12 protein-coding genes are annotated in these 20,084 nt (G+C 72.1%); 11 read left to right on the forward strand and 1 reads right to left on the reverse strand.

Features of this window, described 5'->3' with window-relative positions; all coding sequences use genetic code 11:
* From pta to KDM41_08305, 3 genes are all read left to right on the forward strand, one after another.
* Positions 1–791 (forward strand): phosphate acetyltransferase (gene pta, locus KDM41_08295; protein MCB1183420.1); only part of this gene is annotated, 791 nt, incomplete at its 5' end.
* Between the two features lies 1 nt (position 792).
* Positions 793–1,995, forward strand: a complete 1,203-nt coding sequence (locus tag KDM41_08300; protein ID MCB1183421.1) for an acetate kinase — start codon at positions 793–795, stop codon at positions 1,993–1,995.
* A gap of 104 nt (positions 1,996–2,099) precedes the next feature.
* The gene (locus tag KDM41_08305; protein MCB1183422.1) at positions 2,100–3,368 is read left to right on the forward strand and encodes a hypothetical protein; all 1,269 of its coding nucleotides are present in this window, start codon (positions 2,100–2,102) and stop codon (positions 3,366–3,368) included.
* A 24-nt stretch (positions 3,369–3,392) separates the two neighbouring features.
* Here the strand turns inward: KDM41_08305 and KDM41_08310 are convergent, their stop codons facing one another.
* Entirely contained in the window at positions 3,393–4,325 is a 933-nt protein-coding gene (locus KDM41_08310; protein MCB1183423.1) for a PhzF family phenazine biosynthesis protein, read from the reverse strand.
* A gap of 221 nt (positions 4,326–4,546) precedes the next feature.
* Between KDM41_08310 and KDM41_08315 the strand changes: the two genes are divergently transcribed.
* The 8 genes from KDM41_08315 (at position 4,547) to KDM41_08350 (ending at position 20,048) form a co-directional block, all read left to right on the forward strand.
* On the forward strand, positions 4,547–6,748 hold the full coding sequence (locus KDM41_08315; GenBank protein MCB1183424.1) for a hypothetical protein: 2,202 nt from the start codon (positions 4,547–4,549) through the stop codon (positions 6,746–6,748).
* Between the two features lie 88 nt (positions 6,749–6,836).
* On the forward strand, positions 6,837–8,090 hold the full coding sequence (locus KDM41_08320) for a hypothetical protein (GenBank protein MCB1183425.1): 1,254 nt from the start codon (positions 6,837–6,839) through the stop codon (positions 8,088–8,090).
* Between the two features lie 14 nt (positions 8,091–8,104).
* On the forward strand, positions 8,105–9,358 hold the full coding sequence (locus KDM41_08325) for a hypothetical protein (GenBank protein MCB1183426.1): 1,254 nt from the start codon (positions 8,105–8,107) through the stop codon (positions 9,356–9,358).
* A gap of 168 nt (positions 9,359–9,526) precedes the next feature.
* Entirely contained in the window at positions 9,527–10,690 is a 1,164-nt protein-coding gene (locus tag KDM41_08330; protein MCB1183427.1) for a 6-bladed beta-propeller, read from the forward strand.
* A 45-nt stretch (positions 10,691–10,735) separates the two neighbouring features.
* On the forward strand, positions 10,736–11,950 hold the full coding sequence (locus tag KDM41_08335; protein ID MCB1183428.1) for a hypothetical protein: 1,215 nt from the start codon (positions 10,736–10,738) through the stop codon (positions 11,948–11,950).
* Positions 11,951–12,153: 203 nt separating this feature from the next.
* The gene (locus KDM41_08340) at positions 12,154–13,497 is read left to right on the forward strand and encodes an efflux RND transporter periplasmic adaptor subunit (protein MCB1183429.1); all 1,344 of its coding nucleotides are present in this window, start codon (positions 12,154–12,156) and stop codon (positions 13,495–13,497) included.
* A complete protein-coding gene (locus KDM41_08345; protein ID MCB1183430.1) occupies positions 13,494–16,622 on the forward strand; it encodes an efflux RND transporter permease subunit in 3,129 nt (1,042 codons plus the stop codon). Before KDM41_08340 ends, KDM41_08345 begins: the two co-directional genes overlap by 4 nt.
* Positions 16,623–16,655: 33 nt before the next feature.
* Positions 16,656–20,048 (forward strand): efflux RND transporter permease subunit, encoded by a 3,393-nt coding sequence (locus KDM41_08350; protein ID MCB1183431.1) that lies wholly within the window; start codon positions 16,656–16,658, stop codon positions 20,046–20,048.
* Positions 20,049–20,084 lie beyond the last annotated feature (36 nt).

The following is a 20,084-nucleotide window of genomic DNA, read 5'->3' on the forward strand; positions in this document are numbered from 1 at the left end:
TCATCGATCCGGTGCTGAGCACCTATCGCACGGAGTTCGCCCGGGAGTATTTCGAGCTGCGCAAAGCCAAGGGCATGACCGAGGCCGAGGCGGCGAAGGTGATGCAGGACCCCCTCTTCTTCGGCGCCATGCTGGTGCGGCGCGGTCTCGCCGACGGCATGGTCGCCGGTGCCGTCAACGCCACGGGCGACGTGCTGCGGGCCGGCTTCCAGGTCGTGGGCACGGCGCCGGGCACCTCGCTGGTCTCGAGCTGCTTCGTCATGGTTAAGCCCGACTGGACCTGCGGCGACGCCGGCCGCCTCGTCTTCGGCGACTGCGCCGTGAATCCCCAGCCCACCGCCGCGCAGCTGGCCGAGATCGCCATCGCCACGGCCGCCACGGCGCGCGCCCTCTGCGGCTTCGAGCCGCGGGTCGCCATGCTCAGCTACAGCACCATGGGCAGCGGCGGCGGCGCCGACGTGGACAAGGTCGTCGAGGCCCTGGCCCTCGCGCGGGCCAAGGCGCCCGACCTGCAGATCGACGGTCCGCTGCAGCTCGACGCCGCCCTCGTGCCGGAAATCGGCGCCAAGAAGGCGCCGGGCAGCGACGTGGCCGGCAAGGCCAACGTGCTCGTCTTCCCCGACCTGGACGCGGGCAACATCGGCTACAAGCTCGTGCAGCGCCTGGCCGGTGCCGAGGCCGTCGGTCCGGTGCTGCAGGGCATGGCCAAAGGCGTGAACGACCTCTCGCGCGGCTGCTCGGTCGAGGACATCGTCAACGTGGCGGCCATCACCGCCCTGCAGAGCGGCTGAGATGCGCAACGTCCTGGTCATCAACTGCGGCAGCAGCTCGCTCAAGTACCAGCTGCTGGACATGACGGGCGAGACCGTCCTGGCCAGCGGGCTGGTCGAGCGGATCGGGCTCGATCCGGGCGTGCACACCTACAAGCGTCCGGGCGCCGAGGACCGGCGCGAGGAGACCGCCATCGCGGACCACGCCCGCGGCATCGAGCTCGTGCTCGACGCCCTGGTCTCGCCCGATCACGGCGTGGTGCGGTCGATGGCCGAGGTGAGCGCCGTCGGCCACCGGGTGGTGCACGCCGGCGAGCGCTACAGCGGCTCGGTGCTCATCGACGCGGACGTGCTCGACGCCCTGCGCGCGTGCGTGCCCCTGGCGCCGCTGCACAACCCGGCCAACATCACGGGCATCGAGGCCGCCCGGCAGGTGATGCCGGACGTGCCCATGGTCGGCGTCTTCGACACGGCCTTCCACCAGACCATGCCCGACCGGGCCTACATCTACCCCATCCCCTACGAGCTCTACGAGGAGCACGGGATCCGGCGCTACGGCTTCCACGGCACGAGCCACCGCTACGTGACGCTGCGCGCGGCGCGGATCCTCGAGCGCGACGTGGCCGACCTGAACCTCATCACCTGCCACCTGGGCAACGGCGCCTCGATGGCGGCGGTGCGCGGGGGCGAGAGCATCGACACGAGCATGGGCCTGACGCCGCTGGAAGGCCTGATGATGGGGACGCGCTCGGGCGACATCGACCCGGCGCTGGTCGGCTTCCTGGCGCGCCTGCTGGACACCGACCTGGCCGCCATCGAGCAGATGCTCAACAAGCAGAGCGGCATGCTCGGCATCAGCGGCATCAGCAGCGACCTGCGCGACGTCGAGCGCGAGTACGCCAACGGCAACGACCGCGCCCGCCTCGCCCTCGAGGTGTACGCCTACCACATCCGCAAGTACATCGGGGCCTACGCCGTGGCCCTCGGCCGGGTCGACGCCATCGTCTTCACCGCGGGCGTCGGCGAGCACGCCTCGCTGGTGCGCGAATGGGCCTGCCGCGGGCTCGACGCCATCGGGGCGATCCTCGACCCGTTCAAGAACGCCACCCGGCACGACGAGGCCATCATCTCCAAGATGAGCTCCCGGGTGAAGATCATGATCGTGCCCACCAACGAGGAACTGATGATCGCCCGGGACACGCGCGATCTCGTCTTCGGCGCCTGACGATCCGCCGCCATTGCGCACCGGCCGCCCGGGCCGCGCATGTGCGGGCGAGATCCCGTCGGCCCGCGGCGGGGCCGTGTCCCCGAGCCGCCCGAGGTTGAAACATGTCCCGGAACCCGCGCCTGACCGCCCTGCTCCCGCTGCTGCTCCCGCTGCTGATCCTGCCGCTGCTCCTGCTGGCATCCGCGCCCGCCCGGGCCGGTGTCGCGCCGGGCGACCTGCTCGTCTACTACGGCTGGCCCAGCGGCATCAACGGCACCTTCACGGTGGCCGGCGCCGCGGCGGAGTTCGCCGCCTACGACCTGGTCGTCCTCGGCGACGGCCTCGAGAAGGCGACCCATCCGGACCACGCCAACACGGTGGCCATCATGGCCCAGGCCCGGGCCCTCGCCGGCACCCGCTTCTTCGGCTACGTCGACCTGGGCGTCAGCACCCAGAACCTGCCGGAGGCCGAGATCGCCCTGCGCATCGACGAATGGCTCGCCGCCGGCGCCGAGGGCATCTTCCTCGACGACTACGGCTACGACTTCGGCGTGACCCGTGCGCGGCAGAACGCCGCCGTCGACCACGCCCACCTGCGCGGGCTGCCGGTCGTCGCCAATGCCTGGGTGCCGGCCGATGTCTTCGGCACGGCCGTCGACCCCGTCGCCAACCCGGCCGGCGCGGCGCCGCGGCTCGGTCCGGGCGACGCCTACCTCGCCGAGAGCCATGCGGTCGCCCTCGGCCAGTGGCAGGACACGGCCGCCTGGTGGGCGAAGGCCGCGGCCCTGGCGGCCTACCGGGAGCAGTGGGGCTTTGACGTGATCTCGGTGACGACGCCCGATGCGGCCGGGAACTTCGACGCCGCCGCCTTCGCCTGGGCCTGGCATGCGGCGCTGCTCGGCGGCCACGCGGCGACGGGCTGGGGCGAGCCCGCGTTCGCCGCGGCCACGGGCCTGGCGCCATGGCGTCCGCGGCCGTCCACCGATGCCGGAGCGGCCTTCGCGGGCCCGGCGGCCCTGGTCGGCGACGTGGCCGTGCGCTATACGGACACCGGGCTGCTGCGCCTGGACACGGCGACCCACGAGGCGTCGTTCACACCGGGCGCGAGCCCGACGCCCGACCGGGCGGCCGCCGCCGCCCCCCGCGCCGTGCCGAACCCGTTCAATCCCGTCACCCGCGTCCGCTTCAGCCTCGACCGGCCCGCCCGTCTGCGGATCGCCGTGCACGCGCTGGACGGCACCCGGGTCGCGGTGCTCGCCGACGGGCGGGAGTACGCCGCGGGCGACCACGACGTGCGGTTCGACGGTCGGGGCCTCGGCGCCGGGGTCTACCTGGTGCGGATCGACGGCGCCGGCGCGCCCCGCACGTGCCGGGTCACGCTGGTCAAGTAGCCGGTCGGTGCCGGCGCGCCGGGCTCAGCGGCCGGATGCCGCGAGGACGGCCGGACGCACCTGGAACGACCCGCGCATGACGACGGCGCCGCTGGCCGTGATCTCGACGGCTTCGGGCCCCGACGGCCCCGCCGTGACCGTCACCTCGACCCGGTTGGGCCGACCGACCGCCCGGCCCTGCCCGCAGACGAGGGTCGTGCGGCCCGCGTCGGTGCCGGCCGCCGCCACCATGTACGCCGCCGCCGCCCCGGCGCCGGTGCCGCTGCCGATGTCCTCGGCGTGCCCCGGGTGGGTGTGGAAGCAGCGGCACTCGAGGTCGACCTCGGCGTCGCGGGTCGCGGTGCAGACCAGGGTCAGGCCGCCGGCGCCGCGCCGGTCGAGCAGACGCGCGATGCCGGGCGCGCGACGGTCGACGCCGCGGAAGATCCCCCGGTCGGCCACGGGCACCACGATCTGGTCGAACCCGCAGCCGACCCGCTGGGGCTCCCGCGATCCCGCCCAGAGGAATTCCGGCGGCACCTCGAGGGCCGCCGCGACCTCGCTGGCCGGCACCGGCTCGCCGAAGCGCGGCGCCGGCAGGCCGACGGTGATGCGGGCCGCACCTTCGTCGCCGCAGCGCAGGAGCACCGGCAGCAGTCCGGCGGCGGTCTCCAGCGTCACGGCCACGCCCCCGGGCGTGGGCCGGTAGAACCCCCGGTCGCACATGGACGCGAAGGCCGCCACGGCGACGTGACCCGAGAACCGGACCTCGCCGTTGGGGGTCTGGAAGCGCAGGCGAACGTCGGCGCCGGGCCGCGTGGGCGGCAGCACGAAGCCGGCCTCCATGGCGAGCTCCTCGGCGATCCGGAACATCCGTTCGGGGTCGAGGTTCGAGGCGTTGGGAATGATCGCGGCGGGGATGCCGGCGAAGGCCTGGTCGGCGAAGGCATCGACGATGTGGAAGGGTATGATGGCCATGACGTCCTCTCCCGCTGTGGCGGCCGCAGCGACCGCCGGACCGGACGGGGGCCGCCAGGCCCCCCGCGAAGAGTGGTTGCCCATGGGCGATGCTCCTCAATCTACGACGATGCGCCCTCGCCCGCCAAGCTGCGCCCTTGCCCCGCCGCGGCCGTGACCCTTTTTTTCCGGGAGCGGGGCGCCGCCCCGCCGGCGCCCGACCCCGTACCGGAAAGGATCCCATGCCCTTCGCGACGTACCCGTCCCGCAACTTCGGCCGCACCCTCGCCGTGGTGCTGCTCCTGTCGGCGGTGCTGACGGCCCATCCGGCGCCCGCCGCCGCAGCCGGGGACGACCGTGCCGACGCGCTGGCGATCAACGAACTCGTGCGGGCCGGTCGTCGTGCCGAGGCCCTGCCCCTTTGCCGGGCCTACGCATCCGGACATCCCGACGACGCGGTCATGCTCTACAACCTCGCCTGCCTCGAGAACACCGTCGGCGACCCCGACGCGGCGGCCGCCGCCTACCGCGGCGCCCTCCTGGCGGGCTTCGACGCCTGGGAGGCCGCCGAGGCCGATCCCGACCACCAGGGTCCCCTCGCCGACGTCGTGCGCCGGGCGAACCTGGCGGAAGCCGAGCGACTCGGCCGCCTCGTCGCCGCCGGGCGCACCCGCCTGTCCCGTGACGTGTGGACGCCCGCCCGCCGGCTGGTCGACCACGGCGTCGCGGCCGCGACCGACACCGCCGGCGTGTGGCTGCGCTTCCGTTGGGCCGCCGAGGCGCTCGAGTTCGAACTGACGGCAGGCGGCGACTGGGCCGACCTCTTCGCCGGCGACGACGCGCCCCCCTGGCAGGGCGGACCGGGTCTGGCCCTCAGCCTCGGCACCGCCCCCGACGGCGACTGGCTGCGGGTGGACGACGGCCGCCTCTTCGCCTGCGGCCTCGACGCCAAGGGCGCCGTCGGCGCCGTGTACCTCGCTCCGCCGGGCGTGTGGCAGCCGGTGGCCGAACTCGCGCCGAAGGTGCGGGTCGACGACGGCGGACGGCTGCAACTGACGGGGCGCATCCCCTGGTCGGCCATCGCGCCGCTCGACCCCCTGGTGGACACGCCGCTCGGCGTGAACGCGACCCTGCTGCGGCCGGGTGCCGGCGGCCTGCGCCGGGCGTCCCTGCTGCCCACCAACGACACGATCGCGCCGGAAGCCGCGACGCGGCGCCTGGTGCCCCTGGATTTCGCCACCGACTCGGTCGCGGGCGACGCCCTGGCCGGCCGCATGGAGACCACCCTGAGCTCCGTGCGCCCCCTCGACCTCGACCTCGTCGTGATCAGCCGCAACGCCGGCGCGGGCACCCTGACCCTCGACTTCAAGGACCAGGCGGGCCGATCCGTGCTGCCCCGCGGCGCCGTCGCGACGCCCATCGAACTCGTCGCCGGCACCAATCGTCTGCGGCGACAGGTCGACTTCTCGGGCCTGAAGACGGGCGGCTATCTGGTCGAGGTCGGGCTGGGCTTCCCGTCCGGCGGCGAGGCGACGTGGCGCACGACGGTGCTGCAGCTCGCCCCCGGCTGGGACCGCGTCTACCGCGAGAAGATCGATCTGGTGGGCGCCGACGAGCAGCCGACCGTGGCCTACCTGCTGCGGGCCGTGGAGGACGCCGTCGCCGGCCACGACCCCCGCGCCAACCCCGGCCCGATCATCACGACGCTGATCGACCTGGAATCCATGCTCGCCGGAGCCGAGGAGAACGGCACGATCCTGCCCGAGCGGGGCAGCTTCGTGGTGGTCTATCCCGGACCGGACGGCGAGGAGCGGCTCTGCCACATGTACCTGCCGGCGGGGCGCGCGATCGCCGACGGCATCAACCCGATCCTCGTCCTGGCCGACGGCGACATGTCCGGCGCCCGGCTGGCCGACCGGATCCGGCGCAACTACGAATTCGGCGACCGCAAGCCCCGGCTGAAGACGGGGCGGGACGACCGCTTCCCCATCTACCTGGTGCCCGAGTTCCGCCCCGACCCGGCCCGCTTCCAGGCCGACCTGCTCGAAGAGGTGCGGGCGGTGCGGGCCTGGGCCATGACCTACTTCGACGTGCGCGCCCTGTCGCTGGTCGGCATCGATGCCGCCGGCGGCGCGGTGCTGCGGGCGGCCCGGACCGCGCCGGTGACCCTGGCCGGACTGATGGTCTTCGCCGGGTTCGACCTCGAACCATGGCCCCAGGCCCAGCCGGCGTTCCTGCGCGAGCAGTTGGGTCCGGCGCCGGAGAACCTGCCCGTGACCTGGATCGATTTCGTGGGCGAGACCCGCCGCGCGGGGCAGGGCGCCGACCTGCTGCAGGCCCTGCGCGACGTGGGCTACGACGTCACGAGCACCGAAGTGCGGGGCGGCCTGAATCTCGCCCAGGTGGCCGACCGCGTCGTGATCTGGGCCGAGGACCTGCGCTGAACACCGCGGCCCAGATCGCCGCTGGCCACACCGGCCGGCGGCGCCTACCATACGGGCGCCACCGCCCACCCCGTCCGAGGAGACGTCCATGACCTTCCCGCGCCCCCAGACCGTCGCCGGCGTGCTGCCTGCCGGCCTCGTGCTGGCCGCCCTGCTCGCGGCGGCCCTGCTGCCGACCGCCGGCGCCCACGCCGAACCGGCCCGCGTGGCCAACGGACCCGCCCCCGCCGACGGCACCCGCGACCTCGAACTCACCGAGCTCTGGCGGCGCGGCGGCCTCGAGGACGAGGACGTCATCTTCGGCCTGATCACCGCCGTGCGGACCGACGCCGACGGCACCGTGTACGTCCTGGACAGCCAGCTCTCGGAGATCAAGGTCTTCACGCCCGACGGCGAGCTGAGCGAGATCCTCGGCCGCGAGGGCGACGGCCCCGGCGAGTTCCGCGGCCCGGCCGACATGGCCCTGCTGCCCGATGGCACCCTCGGCGTGCTGCAGGCCTTCCCCGGCCGGGTCGTGCGCCTGAACCGGGACGGCACCGAAGCCGGCAAGTGGACCCTCGGCGATCCGGCCGCGGGCGCCTTCTACATCATGCGGGGCCTGAAGACCGGCGGCGATGTCGTCGTGGCCGGCGGCACCCAGCAGCACATCGACCAGAGCCAGGGCCTGGTCCGGCGGGAGACTTTCCTCAGCAGCCTCGGCGCCGACGGCCTGCGCGACGTGACCTACAGCTCGCGCACCTTCGAGCTGAAGTTCCAGGAGCTGCGCTTCGACGAGAAGGACATCGTCGACGGGGCCGACCAGCGCTACGACGTGGGCCCGGACGGCCGCGTCGTCGTCGCCATCCCGCGCAACGGCTACGAGGTGTCGGTCTTCGCCCCGGACGGGACCCTCGAGCGGGTCTTCACCCGCGAGTACGACCCCTGGGTGCGGGACGCCCGCGCCGAAGGCATCTGGCGGCGCATCATGGAGGGCATCCAGGCGCAGCAGCCGGGCCAGGCCCCCGTGAGCTGGGAGCAGACCGAGCCCGACGTGGAGAACGTGCGCGTGGCCGCCGACGGGCGCACGTGGATCCTGACCAGCCGCGGCATGTGGACGCCTCCGGCGGGGGTCTTCGCCCGCTACGACGTGTTCAGCCCCGCGGGGAACTTCGTCGAGCAGGTCGATGTGCGCTGCGAAGGCGACCCCACCAGCGATGTGCTGATCTGGGCCGGACCGGACCGCGTGCTGCGGGTGACCGGCTTCTGGGGCGCCATCCTGTCGCGCTTCGGCGGCGGCGCCGGCGCGGGCGACGACGAGACCGAGGCCGAGCCCATGTCCATCGTGTGCTACGAGTACCGTTAGGGAGGACGACGCCCATGAACCGCATTCCGTCCCGCCTCGTGACCGCCGCGGGTCTGGCCCTCGTCCTGGCCGCCGGCGGTGTCCGGGCAGCCGTGCCCGAGGTGGCCAACGGCCCGACGCCGCGTGACGGCGCCGAGACCCTCCCCCTGGAGGAACTGTGGCGCGTCGGCGGCCCCGACGACGAGGAGAACCTGCTCGGCGTGGTGGGCGGCGTGCTCGCCGACGACGACGGCAACGTCTACCTGCTCGACCTGCAACTGGTCGAGGTCCAGGTCTTCGACGCCGAGGGCACGTTCACGCGCTCGCTGGGCCAGCGCGGCGACGGCCCCGGCGAACTGCGCTTCGTGGTCGACGCCCTGTTCATGCCCGACGGCTCCCTGGGCCTGGTGCAGCCGTTTCCCGGCAAGATCGTCAAGGTGGGCCTGGACGGCGTGCCCGCGGGCGAGGTGCGGCCGGGCGGCGACCCCACCAACGGCGGGTTCTTCGCCGTGCGCAGCGCCGCCTCGCGGGGCGGCGAGATCGTCCTGAGCGGCACGCGCATCGTGCGCGGCGAGGGCACGGCGACCATGACCCACTTCGTCGATCACCTCGGCCCCGAAGCCGTGGCCGGGCATCCTCTCCTGGAGAAGACCAACGTGCGCGACTTCGCCAATCGCCGCGTGGTCGAGAGCGACGAGTACTTTCCCCACGGCAACGAATGGGATCTCGGTCCGGACGGCCGCGTGGCCCTGGTGCCCGAGCGGGACGCCTACCGCGTCGCGATCTTCGGTGCCGACGGGGCCGCGCAGATGGCCGTGACCCGGCGGGTCGCGCCCCTGCAGCGCTCGGCCGCCGACAAGGAGGAGGCCAAGGCCGGCCTGATGCCGTGGCGCCGGCGCGGCCGCGAACAGCTGACGATCGAGGTCGAGGACACCGCCCCCGCCATCCAGCGCGTGCGCTGGGGCGACGACGGCCGCCTGTGGGTGCTGCCCGCCCGCGGCACGCGCGAACAGCCGGCCGGGGTGCACTCGACCTGGGACGTCTTCACGCCCGACGGGGTCTTCGAGCGCCAGGTGGCCTTCGCCTGCGACGCCGACGGCGAGCAGGACGCCATCTTCTTCCCGGGCGGCGACCTCGTGGTCGTGGTCAAGCAGTTCAAGGAGGCCCTGCGGGCCTTCCAGGGCCGGGCCGGCGCCGACGACGCCGAGGTCGACGAGTCGACCGAACCGAGCCCGCTCGAAGTCGTCTGCTACCGGCTGGCGCCGGGGGTGGCCGCACCGCGGGAATAGACCCGGGCCGCGCGTCCGGACCGACAAGGGGGAATTTCCATGCACCGCTCCGCACCGCCGCGGGCCGGCGCCGCCGGCAGGCCGGCGCGCCGCGCCCTCACCTCCATCCGTAACCTGGTGCTCGCAGTCGGGGTCCTAGGGGCCACGACCGCCCGGGGCGAAGTCCCCGTGGTCGCCAACGGGCCCGAACCGCGCGACGGCGTCGAGACCCTCGTCCTGGCCGAGCAGTGGCGCGTGGGCGGCCCGGGCGACGATGACGCGCTGATCGGGGTCGTGGGCCGGGTCCTCGCCGACGACGAGGGCCGCGTCTACGTGCTCGACATGCAGCAGATCGAGGTGCAGGTCTACGACCGGGACGGGCGCTGCGTGCAGCGGCTCGGCCGCCGCGGCGACGGCCCGGGCGAGCTGAACCTGCTGATCGACGCCGTCCGCCTCGGCGACGGGACGGTCGGCCTGGTGCAACCCTTTCCCGGCAGGATCGTCCTGGTGGATTCGGCCGGCGACCCGGCGGGCGAGATCCCGGCGGGGGACCCGACCACCGGCGGGTTCGCCTTCCTGGTCGCGGCCGCCTCGCGGGGCGGACTGGCGGTCGTGGTCGGCACCCGCATGACCATCCAGGGCGGCACGGGCGTTGCGACCAGCTTCGTCGACCGCGTGGTCGGCGACCGGCTCAGCGGCTCTCCGCTGCTGGAGACCACGCGCCCAGTCGGCCAGACGGATTCGGCACCCGGCGATGTCCACCTGCCGGTCGGCGGACAGTTCGACATCGACCGTGATGGCCGGGTCGCGATGCTGGCCGACCGCGACGAGTACCGGATCGACGTCTACGGGCCGGACGACGTCCGGCAGTTCACCGTGACCCGGGAGGCCGAGCCGCTGCTCCTGACGGAGGCGGAGAAGGCGGCCATCGCCGGGCGGCTGGCGCCGACTCCGGGCGCGCGCGGCAACCGGCAGGAGTTTCGTGTCCCGGATGTGGCCGCGGCCGTGCAGAAGCTGCACTGGAGCGACGCCGGCGAGCTCTGGGTGCTGCCGGCCCACGGCACGCGCGACCAGCCGCCGGGCGTCCACTCGACCTGGGACGTCTTCACGCCGGACGGCGTGTTCGCGCGCCGGGTGCGCGTCGCCTGCGACGCGGACCCGGAGCGGGACGAGGTCCACTTCCCCGGCGGTGACCTGGTGGTCATCGTCACGAACGCCGAAGACGCGATGGACTCGTACTTCGGCAACCTCCTCGGGGCCGCCGACGGCGCCGCGGCGACAGAGAATGACGACGACCTGCTGCAGATCGTCTGCTACCGGCCGGTGCCCCCCGGGACGCCCGCCAAACCCTAGCCTCGGGCCGGGCGACTCCGGCCGGAGGGAACCGGAGGATCGCCCATGTCGAAGCTCGCCAGCCGCCTCGCCCCCGCCGTGATCGCCCTGGCCGCCGCCCTGCCGGCGGCCGGCGCGCCCCCCGCCGTCACGAACCCCGCCACGCCGCGCGACGGCGTGGTCGTCGCCCCCCTCGTCGAGCAGTGGCGCGCCGGGGGCGAGGACGACGACGTCTTTTTCGGCAACATCGGCGCGGTGCGCACCGACGCGGAAGGCAACGTCCTGCTGCTCGACTCCCAGCTCTCCGAGGTGCATCGCATCTCGCCGACGGGCGACCACCTCGGGGTCATCGGCGCCGAGGGCGATGGCCCCGGCGAGGTGCGGCGCCCCAACGACATGTTCGTCACCGCCGACGGCACCGTGTGCCTGCTGCAGGGCTTCCCCGGCCGCGTGGTGATGCTCCATCCGGACGGCACGCCCGCCGGCGAGACCACCTACAAGCAGGCGGCCGACGCCCAGAGCCAGTTCGCCGTGATGGTGCGCGGGCTGGCCCTTCCGGACGGCATGGTCCTGGCGGGCATCCGCATGAGCTTCGGCGGCGGCGGCACCAGCCGGCAGGAGTACTTCCTGGCCCGCTGCGACGGCGCGGCCCTGCAGCGGAGCGAGCTCCTGATGAAGGAGCACACCATCGACTACAGCGACTTCGCCCTCGACGAGCTCGGCATGGACTTCGTCTGGAGCCGGATCGCCGTGCTGCCGGACGGCCGCGTCGTGGTGGCCCCTGCGCGCAACGAGATGAGCTTCACGGTGCATGCGCCCGACGGCACGCCGCAGCTCACCTTCGGCCGCCCCTGCCCGCCCCGCACCCGCACCGCCGACGAGAGCGCCCAGGCCCGACGGATCATCGAGGCGGTGGGGGCCAACTACCCCACGCCCCCGCGCCACATCACCATCGAGGACACGCCGCCGGCCGTGGGCGGCCTGTGGGCCACCGCCGACGGGCGCGTGTGGGTGCAACCGGGCGGCCACCAGACCGACCTGCCCGACGGCACCTGGGTGCGTCTGGACGTGTACGGTCCGGACGGCGTCTTCCGGCGCCAGGTGGCCCTCGCGGGCGACCATGACGCCACCCGGGACGGCCTGCACATCCTGCCGGACGGACGGATCGTGGTGGTCACGGGCAGCCTCGACGCCTTCCTGAGCCAGCAGGCCGTGGCCGGCGACGCCGAGGCGGCCGAGACCGCGCCCCTCGAAGTGATCTGCTACGCCCCCGTGCCGTGAGCCCCCCGCGGGCCCAACGGCTTGTGAACAAATGCAAATCCGGGGAAAAGGGCTGCAACAGAGGCCCCATCATGGCGTATGATGCCCCGTGACCCGACGTGTCCGCCGGCTCGCCCCGGCGGACGCTTCGTGTGAATGAGACCCGGTCCGGCCGGGTACGACCCGACGACACCGCCCTCCCGCACGCTCCCGAAAGGCCGATCATGCGCGCACCCCTGTCCGCCGTCCGCCGCACCCTGCCGGTGCTCCCGCTGCTGCTCGTTCTCCTGCTGGCCCTCGGGGGCTGCCTCGGCGGCGGCGGCGGCGATGGCAATGGCGCCGACTCCACCGCCGTGGCCGCCGCCGACACGAGCGGCGCCGACGCCGCGGACGGCGAGGAAGGCGAGGAGGCCGCCAAGAAGGAGAAGTCGATCAAGGTGAACGTGGGCACGGTGCGGCGGGGCGACCTGGTGCTGCCGGTGTACGCCGACGGCGCCATCCGCACGCCCAAGACGGTGAGCGTCCGCACCAAGGTGGGCGGCGAGCTGATCGCCGTCTCGGTGCAGGACGGCGACCGGGTGCGCAAGGGGCAGGTCATCGCGCGCATCGATCCCCGCGAATACGAGATCGCCCTCGAGGAGAGCCGCTACCGGCACCTGCAGGCCCTGAGCCAGATGGCCGCCGAGGCCGACACCTTCGCCGTGAACACCGAGGCCGTGGCCGCCTTCCGCGCCGGGCGCGACGAGTTGGAGAAGGCCCAGGCCCGGGGCACGATCACCCGCGAGGAGTACCAGACCCGCATCCTGCAGCTGGAGATGGACTCGCTGCAGAAGGGCGCCTTCCGCGACGCCGTCTTCGCCCAGCGCACGGGCCTGGCGGAGGCGCGCATGGCCGAGGAGCGCGCCCGCCTGAACCTCGAGTACACGGAGATCCGGGCCCCCTTCGCCGGCGTGGTGCAGGGCCTGACCATGGTCGCCGGCCAGAACCTCTCGGTGGGCGAGGCCGTGTGCACCCTCTTCAACAACGACAAGCTCGAGGCGGCGGTGAACGTGCTCGAGGCCGACCTGGGCAACCTCATGGAGGGGCGTCCGGTGCTGCTGGCCGTGCCCGCCACGGGCGACACCCTCAAGGTGGCCGTCGACGTCATCAGCCCGACCCTCGACCAGACGACCCGCACCTGCGAGGTCCTCGTCCGCTTCGACAACCCCGACGGCCGCCTGCGACCGGGCATGTTCGTGCGGGCCGAGATCGCCGGCATCGTCTTCCCGGACAAGCTGCTGGCCCCCAAGGAGGCGCTGCTGATCCGCGACGACCGGCCGCTGGTGTTCAAGCGCGACGGCGACCGCGCCCTGTGGCACTACGTCGACGTCGGGCTGCAGAACGACGACTGGGTCGAGATCCTGCGCGTGCATTCGGGCGGCACCCTCGCCCCCGGCGACCAGGTCGTGGTGTCGGACCACCTGACCCTCGCCCACGAGGCCAAGATCAAGGTCGGCAAGACCGTCGCGCCCCACGACAAGTGGGACTTCGCCGGGTCGGCGCTGGCCCAGGAAGGCGCGGCCCGATGATCATCCAGACCGCCGTCCGGCGTCCGGTCGCGATCCTGATGCTCTTCGCGGGCCTGGTGCTGATCGGGTTCCAGGCCCGGCAGCGCCTGGCCGTCGACCTGCTGCCCGCCATCAACTACCCGAACCTGACGGTGATCACCAACTACACCGACACGCCCGCCGACGACATGACGCGGCTGGTGACCCAGCCGCTCGAGGAGGTCATCACCGGCCTGGCGGGCGTGCGGCGCGTGATCTCGAAGACCCGCGAGGGCGTCTCGACCATCACCGTGCAGTACGAGTGGGGCACGGAGATGGACTTCGCCAACCTGCACCTGCGGGAGGCCATCGACCGCGTCGCCTACCAGGACGACTTCCCCGAGGCCGCCGACCGGCCCCTGATCCTGCGCTGGGACCCGAGCGCGCGGCCCATTGCCATCCTGGTGCTGCACGGCGACGACCCCATGGCCCGCATGACGGAATTCGCCCGCGAGGTGGTCAAGCCGGCCCTCGAGCAGATCAACGGCATCAGCCAGGCCGAGGTGATCGGCGGCGCCGAGCGGGAGATCCTGGTGCGGCCCGACTTCGACCGGCTGCGCCTGTACAACCTCACGATGGAGGACCTGGCCCAGGCCCTGCGCGTGGCCAACATCAGCTTCCCGGGCGGGCGCATCCGCAAGGGGCCGCTGCACCTGCCCCTGCGCATCCTCGGCGAATTCGAGAACCTCGACGAGATCCGCCAGACCGAGATCCCCGCCGCCGGGCCGGGCATCACCATCGGCGACGTGGCCAAGGTGCTCGACACAACCAAGGATCCCGAGGGCTTCACCCTCGACGGCAACGAGGAGGTGGTCTCGCTGCACCTGTACAAGGAGGTGGGCGAGAACACCATCGAGACCACGGCCGAGGTGGACAAGGTGCTCGGCATCCTCAAGGGCCAGTACGGCGACCTGGACTACCGCTTCATCTACCGCGACGCCGACTTCGTGGCCGAGAGCTTCCGCGGCATGCAGGACTCGCTGCTGTACGGCTCGGGCCTGGCCTTCCTCGTGCTCTTCCTGTTCCTGATGGACTGGCGCAGCCCCATCGTCGTGGGCCTGGCGATCCCGGTCTCGATCATGACCACCTTCGCCTTCCTCTACTTCGCCGACGTGGGCCTGAACCTGATGTCGCTGGGCGGCCTCTCGCTGGCGGCGGGTATGCTCGTGGACAACTCCATCGTGGTGCTGGAGAACATCAACCGGCACCTGCGCAAGGCCCGCGACACCGGGCGCGACGTCGCCGAGGTGTGCGCGACGGCGGCGGCCGAGGTGGCCTCGCCGGTCATCGCCGCCACCCTGACCACGGTGGCCGTGTTCTTCCCGGTGATCTACGTGCCGGGCATCGCCGGCGAGTTCTTCCGCGACCAGGCCCTGACGGTGACCATCTCGCTGATCGTGTCGATCTTCGCGGCGCTGCTGCTGCAGCCCATGCTCTCGGCCCACATCCTGAAGGTGCCCGGCGACCGGCCGGCGGCGGTCTTCCGGCCCTTCGACAACGGGTTCAACGCGGTGGCGCGCGTCTACCACGGGCTGCTCGAGCGGGTGCTGAGCCACAAGACCCCCTTCCTGGTCGTGCTCGTGCTGGCCCTGGTCGGCGGGGCCTGGGTGGGCACCCACATGCGCCTGAGCTTCATGCCCGACCGCACCCAGGGCGACTTCACCCTGGCCATGGAGCTGCCCGCCGGCACGCCCCTGGAGATGACCGACGAACTGGCCAGCGACCTGGCCGCGGCGCTGGTGCCCATGCCCGAGGTGGCGACGGTGTACACCCAGGTCGGCGTCACCGAGAAGACCCTGGCCAGCCTGAAGGAGTACAGCGCGGCCAACACCGCGCGCATCCGGGTGATGCTGCACCCCTCGCGCCACGGGCGCCAGGACATGGAGCACGTGAAGGCGCGCCTGCAGCCCCGGCTCGACGCGATCACGGGCGGCGTCTTCGTGTACAGCGAGGAGGGCGTCGGCCTGCGGGAGATCCTGGCCAGCGGCGAGTCGGCCTTCACCCTGGGCATCGTGGCCGAGAAGGGCGAGGACGCCCGCGTGATGGCCGAGAACCTGCTGCCCCGCCTGCGTGCGATCCCGGGCCTGCAGGACGTCGAGATGGATCGCGTGCTGGGCAACCCCACCGTCGAGGTGACGGTCGACCGCGAGAAGGCCCTGCGCTTCGGACTCGAGCCGGAGGCCCTGGCCCGCGAGCTGCGGAACCGCATCCAGGGCACCGTGGCCACGACCTACAACGAGATCGAGCAGCGCATCGACATCGCCGTGCGCCTGCCGCGCGACCAGCGCTACGACCTGTCGACGGTGCTGGCGTCGCCGGTCGCCGTCGGCGAGGGCAAGACCGTCCCCCTGGGCAGCTTCGTGATCCAGGAGACCGGCACGCCGGTGCGCGAGATCGTGCGGCGCGACCAGCGCCGGCAGATCACCATCGCCGGCGACGTGAACGGGCGCAGCATGGCCGAGATCTGGCAGGACGTGGACGCGCTGCTGGCGGGCATCGACACCGGCGAAGGCCTGGCCTTCGTCACCGGCGGCGAGCAGGAGGAGATCAACAGCTCGTTCCGCGACCTGGGCTTCGCCCTGCTGCTGAGCGGCCTGCTGGTCTACATGATCCTGGCCGCCCAGTTCGAGAGCTTCCTCGACCCGCTGATCATCTCGGCGGTGCTGCCGGTGGGCATCACGGGCGCCTTCTTCACCCTGGCCCTGACGGGTCAGAGCCTGAACATCATCTCGCTGATCGGCCTGATCGCCCTGCTGGGCATCGCGGTCAACGACGCCATCGTGAAGGTGGCCACGATCCGGCGCCTGCGCGCCGACGGCCTGCCGGGACGGGCGGCGATCCTGGCCGCGAGCGAACTGCGCTTCCGGCCCATCCTGATGACCACCGTCACCACGGTGCTGGCCATGGTCCCCATGGGGCTCGGCCTGGGCACCGGCGAGCAGATGCAGCGGCCCCTGGCGATCACGATCATCGGCGGCCTGAGCATCGCCACCCTGTTGACGCTCTTCCTGACGCCGGTGGTGTACGAGGCCCTGCACCGGCGCACGGACAAGGACTACGAGACGGGCTCCGCCCCCGACGGCACCGCCGTCGCGGTCGACGCCTAGGACGACGCCTCCCCGACCGAGGAGACGCAGACGATGATCCGATTCGCCGTCGACCACCCCGTGGCGACGTGGATGCTCTTCACGGCCCTGATCGTGACGGGCGTCTACGCCGTGCCGAAGCTCAACATCGAGGCGATGCCCGAGACCGAGCTGCCCGAGCTGAGCATCGTCACGTCCTGGAACGGGGCCTCCCCCAGCGCCATCCAGCGGTCGATCACCCTGCCCATCGAGGAAGCCGTCGCGGGTTGCCACGGCGTCGAGGACCTGGACAGCCAGTCCCGCCACGGCCAGAGCACCGTGACGGCCAAGTTCAAGCGCGGCACGAACATGGAATTCGCGAGGCTCGAGCTGAGCGAGCGGCTCGGCTCGGTGCGGCGCAGCCTGCCGGCCCAGGCCAGCCAGCCCTTCATCCGGCCGTTCGTGCCCGAGGAGCTGCGCACCGAGGAGTTCTTCTCGGTGAGCCTGATCTCGCCCCTGAGCATGAACGACCTGCGCGACCGGGCCGAGACCTGGATCGTGCCCCGCTTCCTGTCGATTCCCGGCGTGGCCGACGCCGAGCTGCGCGGCGGGGCCCGGCCCCTGGTGCGGGTGCTGCTCGACCTCGAGCTCATGGAGCGCTACGGCCTGACCGCCGACGGCATCGCCTCGCGCCTGGACGCCCTGGACGACATCGTGCCCGCGGGGCCGGTGCGCGAGAGCGGTCGCGAGCTGACGGTCAGCGTGCGCGACTCGGTCTCGGTGGCCCGCCTGGAGAACACGGTGCTGCGCACCATCGGCGGCCAGCCGGTGCTGCTGCGCCACGTGGCCAAGGTGAAGCGCGACTTCGAGGACATCGCCTACTACAGCCGCATCGGCGGCGAGAACGTGATCACGCTGCTGATCACCAAGCGCAGCGGCCAGAACTCCATCGCCGTGAGCCGGCGCCTGCGCGGCGAGCTGCCGGCCATCGAGGCCGAGGCGCCGTTCCCGGTGAGCTTCGAGGTCGACCAGGACGAGGGCGAGGACCTCGAGGAGAAGCTCGAGGAGCTGGTGATCCGCTCGCTGGTGATCCTGGGTCTGCTGTTCATCATGCTCGCCGTCGCCCTCAAGCAGGTGCGGCTGACGGCCATCGTGATCTTCTCGATCCTCCTGGCCATCGTGATCTGCCTGTCGCTGTTCTACTTCTTCGGCGTGTCGGTGAACTTCATCACCATCAGCGGACTGACGGTGTGCTTCGGCATGCTGCTGGACAACTCGATCCTCGTGCTCGACGCCATCCACCGCCGCCTGAGCGGCAACTACCAGGGCGACGCGCGGCAGGCCCTGATCCGCGGCACCCGCGAGGTGGCCTTCCCGATCATGGCCACGACCCTGACCACGGTGGTCGCCTTCCTCTCGTTCATCTTCATGACCGACCGCCTGTCGCTCTTCTACGTGCCCCTGGCCGTGAGCGTGGGCATCGCCATGCTGGCCTCGATCTTCGTGGCCTTCGCCTGGATCCCGGTGGCGCTGCGCGGCCCGGCCGAGAAGGAGATGCGCCACACGCGCGCCGCCGACGACGAGTTCGGCCTCGCGGGCTGGGCCATGCTGTGGCGCTGGAGCCTGGCATCGGTGCTGCTGGCGGCGGCGGTCTTCGGCGGCCTCTGGCTGTGGAAGGGCGAGTTCGAGGCCATGGATCTCTGGCCGTGGGTCGCGGGCGCGGGCGGACTGCTGGTGGCCGTGGGCTTCTTCGTCAGCTACGTCGACACGCTGACGCGCATCCACACCCGCTTCTGGCTGTACCCGTTCGTGATCGTCTTCGGGCTCTTCGTCGGCACCTTCTTCGTGTTCAAGGACAAGGTGCGCACCGGCGGCTTCTGGCGCCCCCAGACCCAGGAGCAGATCGTCGTCTTCCTCGAGCGCCCGGTGGGCACCGACGTGAAGCTCTCGAGCGAGACCATCAAGCTCTTCGAGGACGAGGTGCTGCCCATCCCCGAGGGGGTGCACATGCGCAGCGGGGCGTCCGGCAACCGGGCCTGGATGTTCATCGAGTTCGAGGAGGAGATGCTCAAGACCGCCTACCCGGAGATGTACCGCAACCAGGTCATCGTGCTGGCCGAGGAGCTCGGCGGCATGTTCATCTGGATCAACGGGTTCGGCGACCCCTACATGAAGGGCGGCCGCGGCGGCGGCATGAGCAACTCGACCATCCGCCTGACCGGCTACAACAGCAAGGAACTGAAGGAGATCAGCGACGGGGTGCTGGGCCGGCTCGACCGCAACCGGCGCGTGCGCAACGCCCGCCTGACCAGCGGCGACCGCTTCAGCCGCTCGGACACCGACGAGACGGTGGTCATGCTCGACCGGCAGGCCCTGGCCAGCCACCGGCTGAGCATGGCCGAGGTCATGGGGCACATCCGGCGGCTGCTCGGCGTCGAGAACCCCTGGCACATGGTGCTCGACGGCGAGGACCAGCGCCTGATGCTCACCTTCGACGACGCCCAGAGCATCGAGTACGACCAGATCCTGGGCCGCACCATGACCACGAGCCGCGGCCAGAAGGTGCAGCTCGGGCGGCTGATCAGCATCGAGAGCCGGCCCGAGATCTCGTCCATCAACCGGCACGACCAGAAGTACAGCCAGCAGATCAACTGGGAGTACATCGGCACCGACCGCATGCGGCGCCAGTACATCAAGGAGATCATGGCCGGCATGGAACTGCCCTACGGCTACACGGCCGAGGACATGAGCGGCGAGCAGATCACCGAGGACGAGGAGGAGGAGCTCAAGAACACGCTCTGGCTGACGGTCGTGTTCATCTTCATGGCCCTGGCCGCCATGTTCGAGAGCTTCGCCCTGCCCCTGCTGGTGCTGCTGGCGGTGCCCATGGCCCTCGTGGGGGTGGCCGGAATCTTCTGGGGCACCGGGGCCGAGTTCGACTCGTCGGCCAAGATCGGCCTGATCCTCATGTTCGGCATCGTGGTCAACAACGCGATCCTGCTCATCAACCGCTTCCGGCTGCAGGTGCGGGAGATCCTCGAGCAGGAGGACGTCCCCGCCGGCGACGGCGAGGGCCAGGTGCCGCCCAAGCGCCGGCTCGGGGCCTTCGACCTGTGGCGCCTGCCCGGCGAGATGCGCCAGCGCATCCTGCGCACGGCCATCCTCGACGGCACGCGGATCCAGATGCGTTCGATCCTGTTGACCAGCGGCACGACCATTGCCGGATTGCTGCCGTTGCTGTACAAGAAGGATGCGTCCGCGGGCAAGGACATCTGGGAGAACCTGGCGCTGAGCTCCATCGGCGGCCTGGGCAGTTCGACCGTGCTGATCCTGATGGGCATGCCCGCCCTGTACTGGATCTTCACCCGCTGGGGCTGGGGCTTCGCCCGCCTCGGACGCTGGGTGAAGCGCCGGACGGGCCGCGCCGCCGTGAGCGCCGCGCCGGGCGAGGCGGGTCTGGCCGAGTAGGCCGCGGGCCCGCGCCGTCCGGCCCCAACCCGACTG

It is taken from the genome of bacterium, assembly GCA_020440705.1.
Classification (GTDB): Bacteria; Krumholzibacteriota; Krumholzibacteriia; order LZORAL124-64-63; family LZORAL124-64-63; genus JAGRNP01.

Excerpts from the sequence above, each read along its gene's own strand:
- KDM41_08300 (MCB1183421.1), top strand. The coding sequence starts at position 793 with ATGCGCAACGTCCTGGTCATCAACTGCGGCAGCAGCTCGCTCAAGTAC.
- KDM41_08305 (MCB1183422.1), top strand. The coding sequence starts at position 2,100 with ATGTCCCGGAACCCGCGCCTGACCGCCCTGCTCCCGCTGCTGCTCCCG.
- KDM41_08310 (MCB1183423.1), bottom strand. The coding sequence starts at position 4,325 with ATGGCCATCATACCCTTCCACATCGTCGATGCCTTCGCCGACCAGGCC.
- KDM41_08315 (MCB1183424.1), top strand. The coding sequence starts at position 4,547 with ATGCCCTTCGCGACGTACCCGTCCCGCAACTTCGGCCGCACCCTCGCC.
- KDM41_08320 (MCB1183425.1), top strand. The coding sequence starts at position 6,837 with ATGACCTTCCCGCGCCCCCAGACCGTCGCCGGCGTGCTGCCTGCCGGC.
- KDM41_08325 (MCB1183426.1), top strand. The coding sequence starts at position 8,105 with ATGAACCGCATTCCGTCCCGCCTCGTGACCGCCGCGGGTCTGGCCCTC.
- KDM41_08335 (MCB1183428.1), top strand. The coding sequence starts at position 10,736 with ATGTCGAAGCTCGCCAGCCGCCTCGCCCCCGCCGTGATCGCCCTGGCC.
- KDM41_08340 (MCB1183429.1), top strand. The coding sequence starts at position 12,154 with ATGCGCGCACCCCTGTCCGCCGTCCGCCGCACCCTGCCGGTGCTCCCG.
- KDM41_08345 (MCB1183430.1), top strand. The coding sequence starts at position 13,494 with ATGATCATCCAGACCGCCGTCCGGCGTCCGGTCGCGATCCTGATGCTC.
- KDM41_08350 (MCB1183431.1), top strand. The coding sequence starts at position 16,656 with ATGATCCGATTCGCCGTCGACCACCCCGTGGCGACGTGGATGCTCTTC.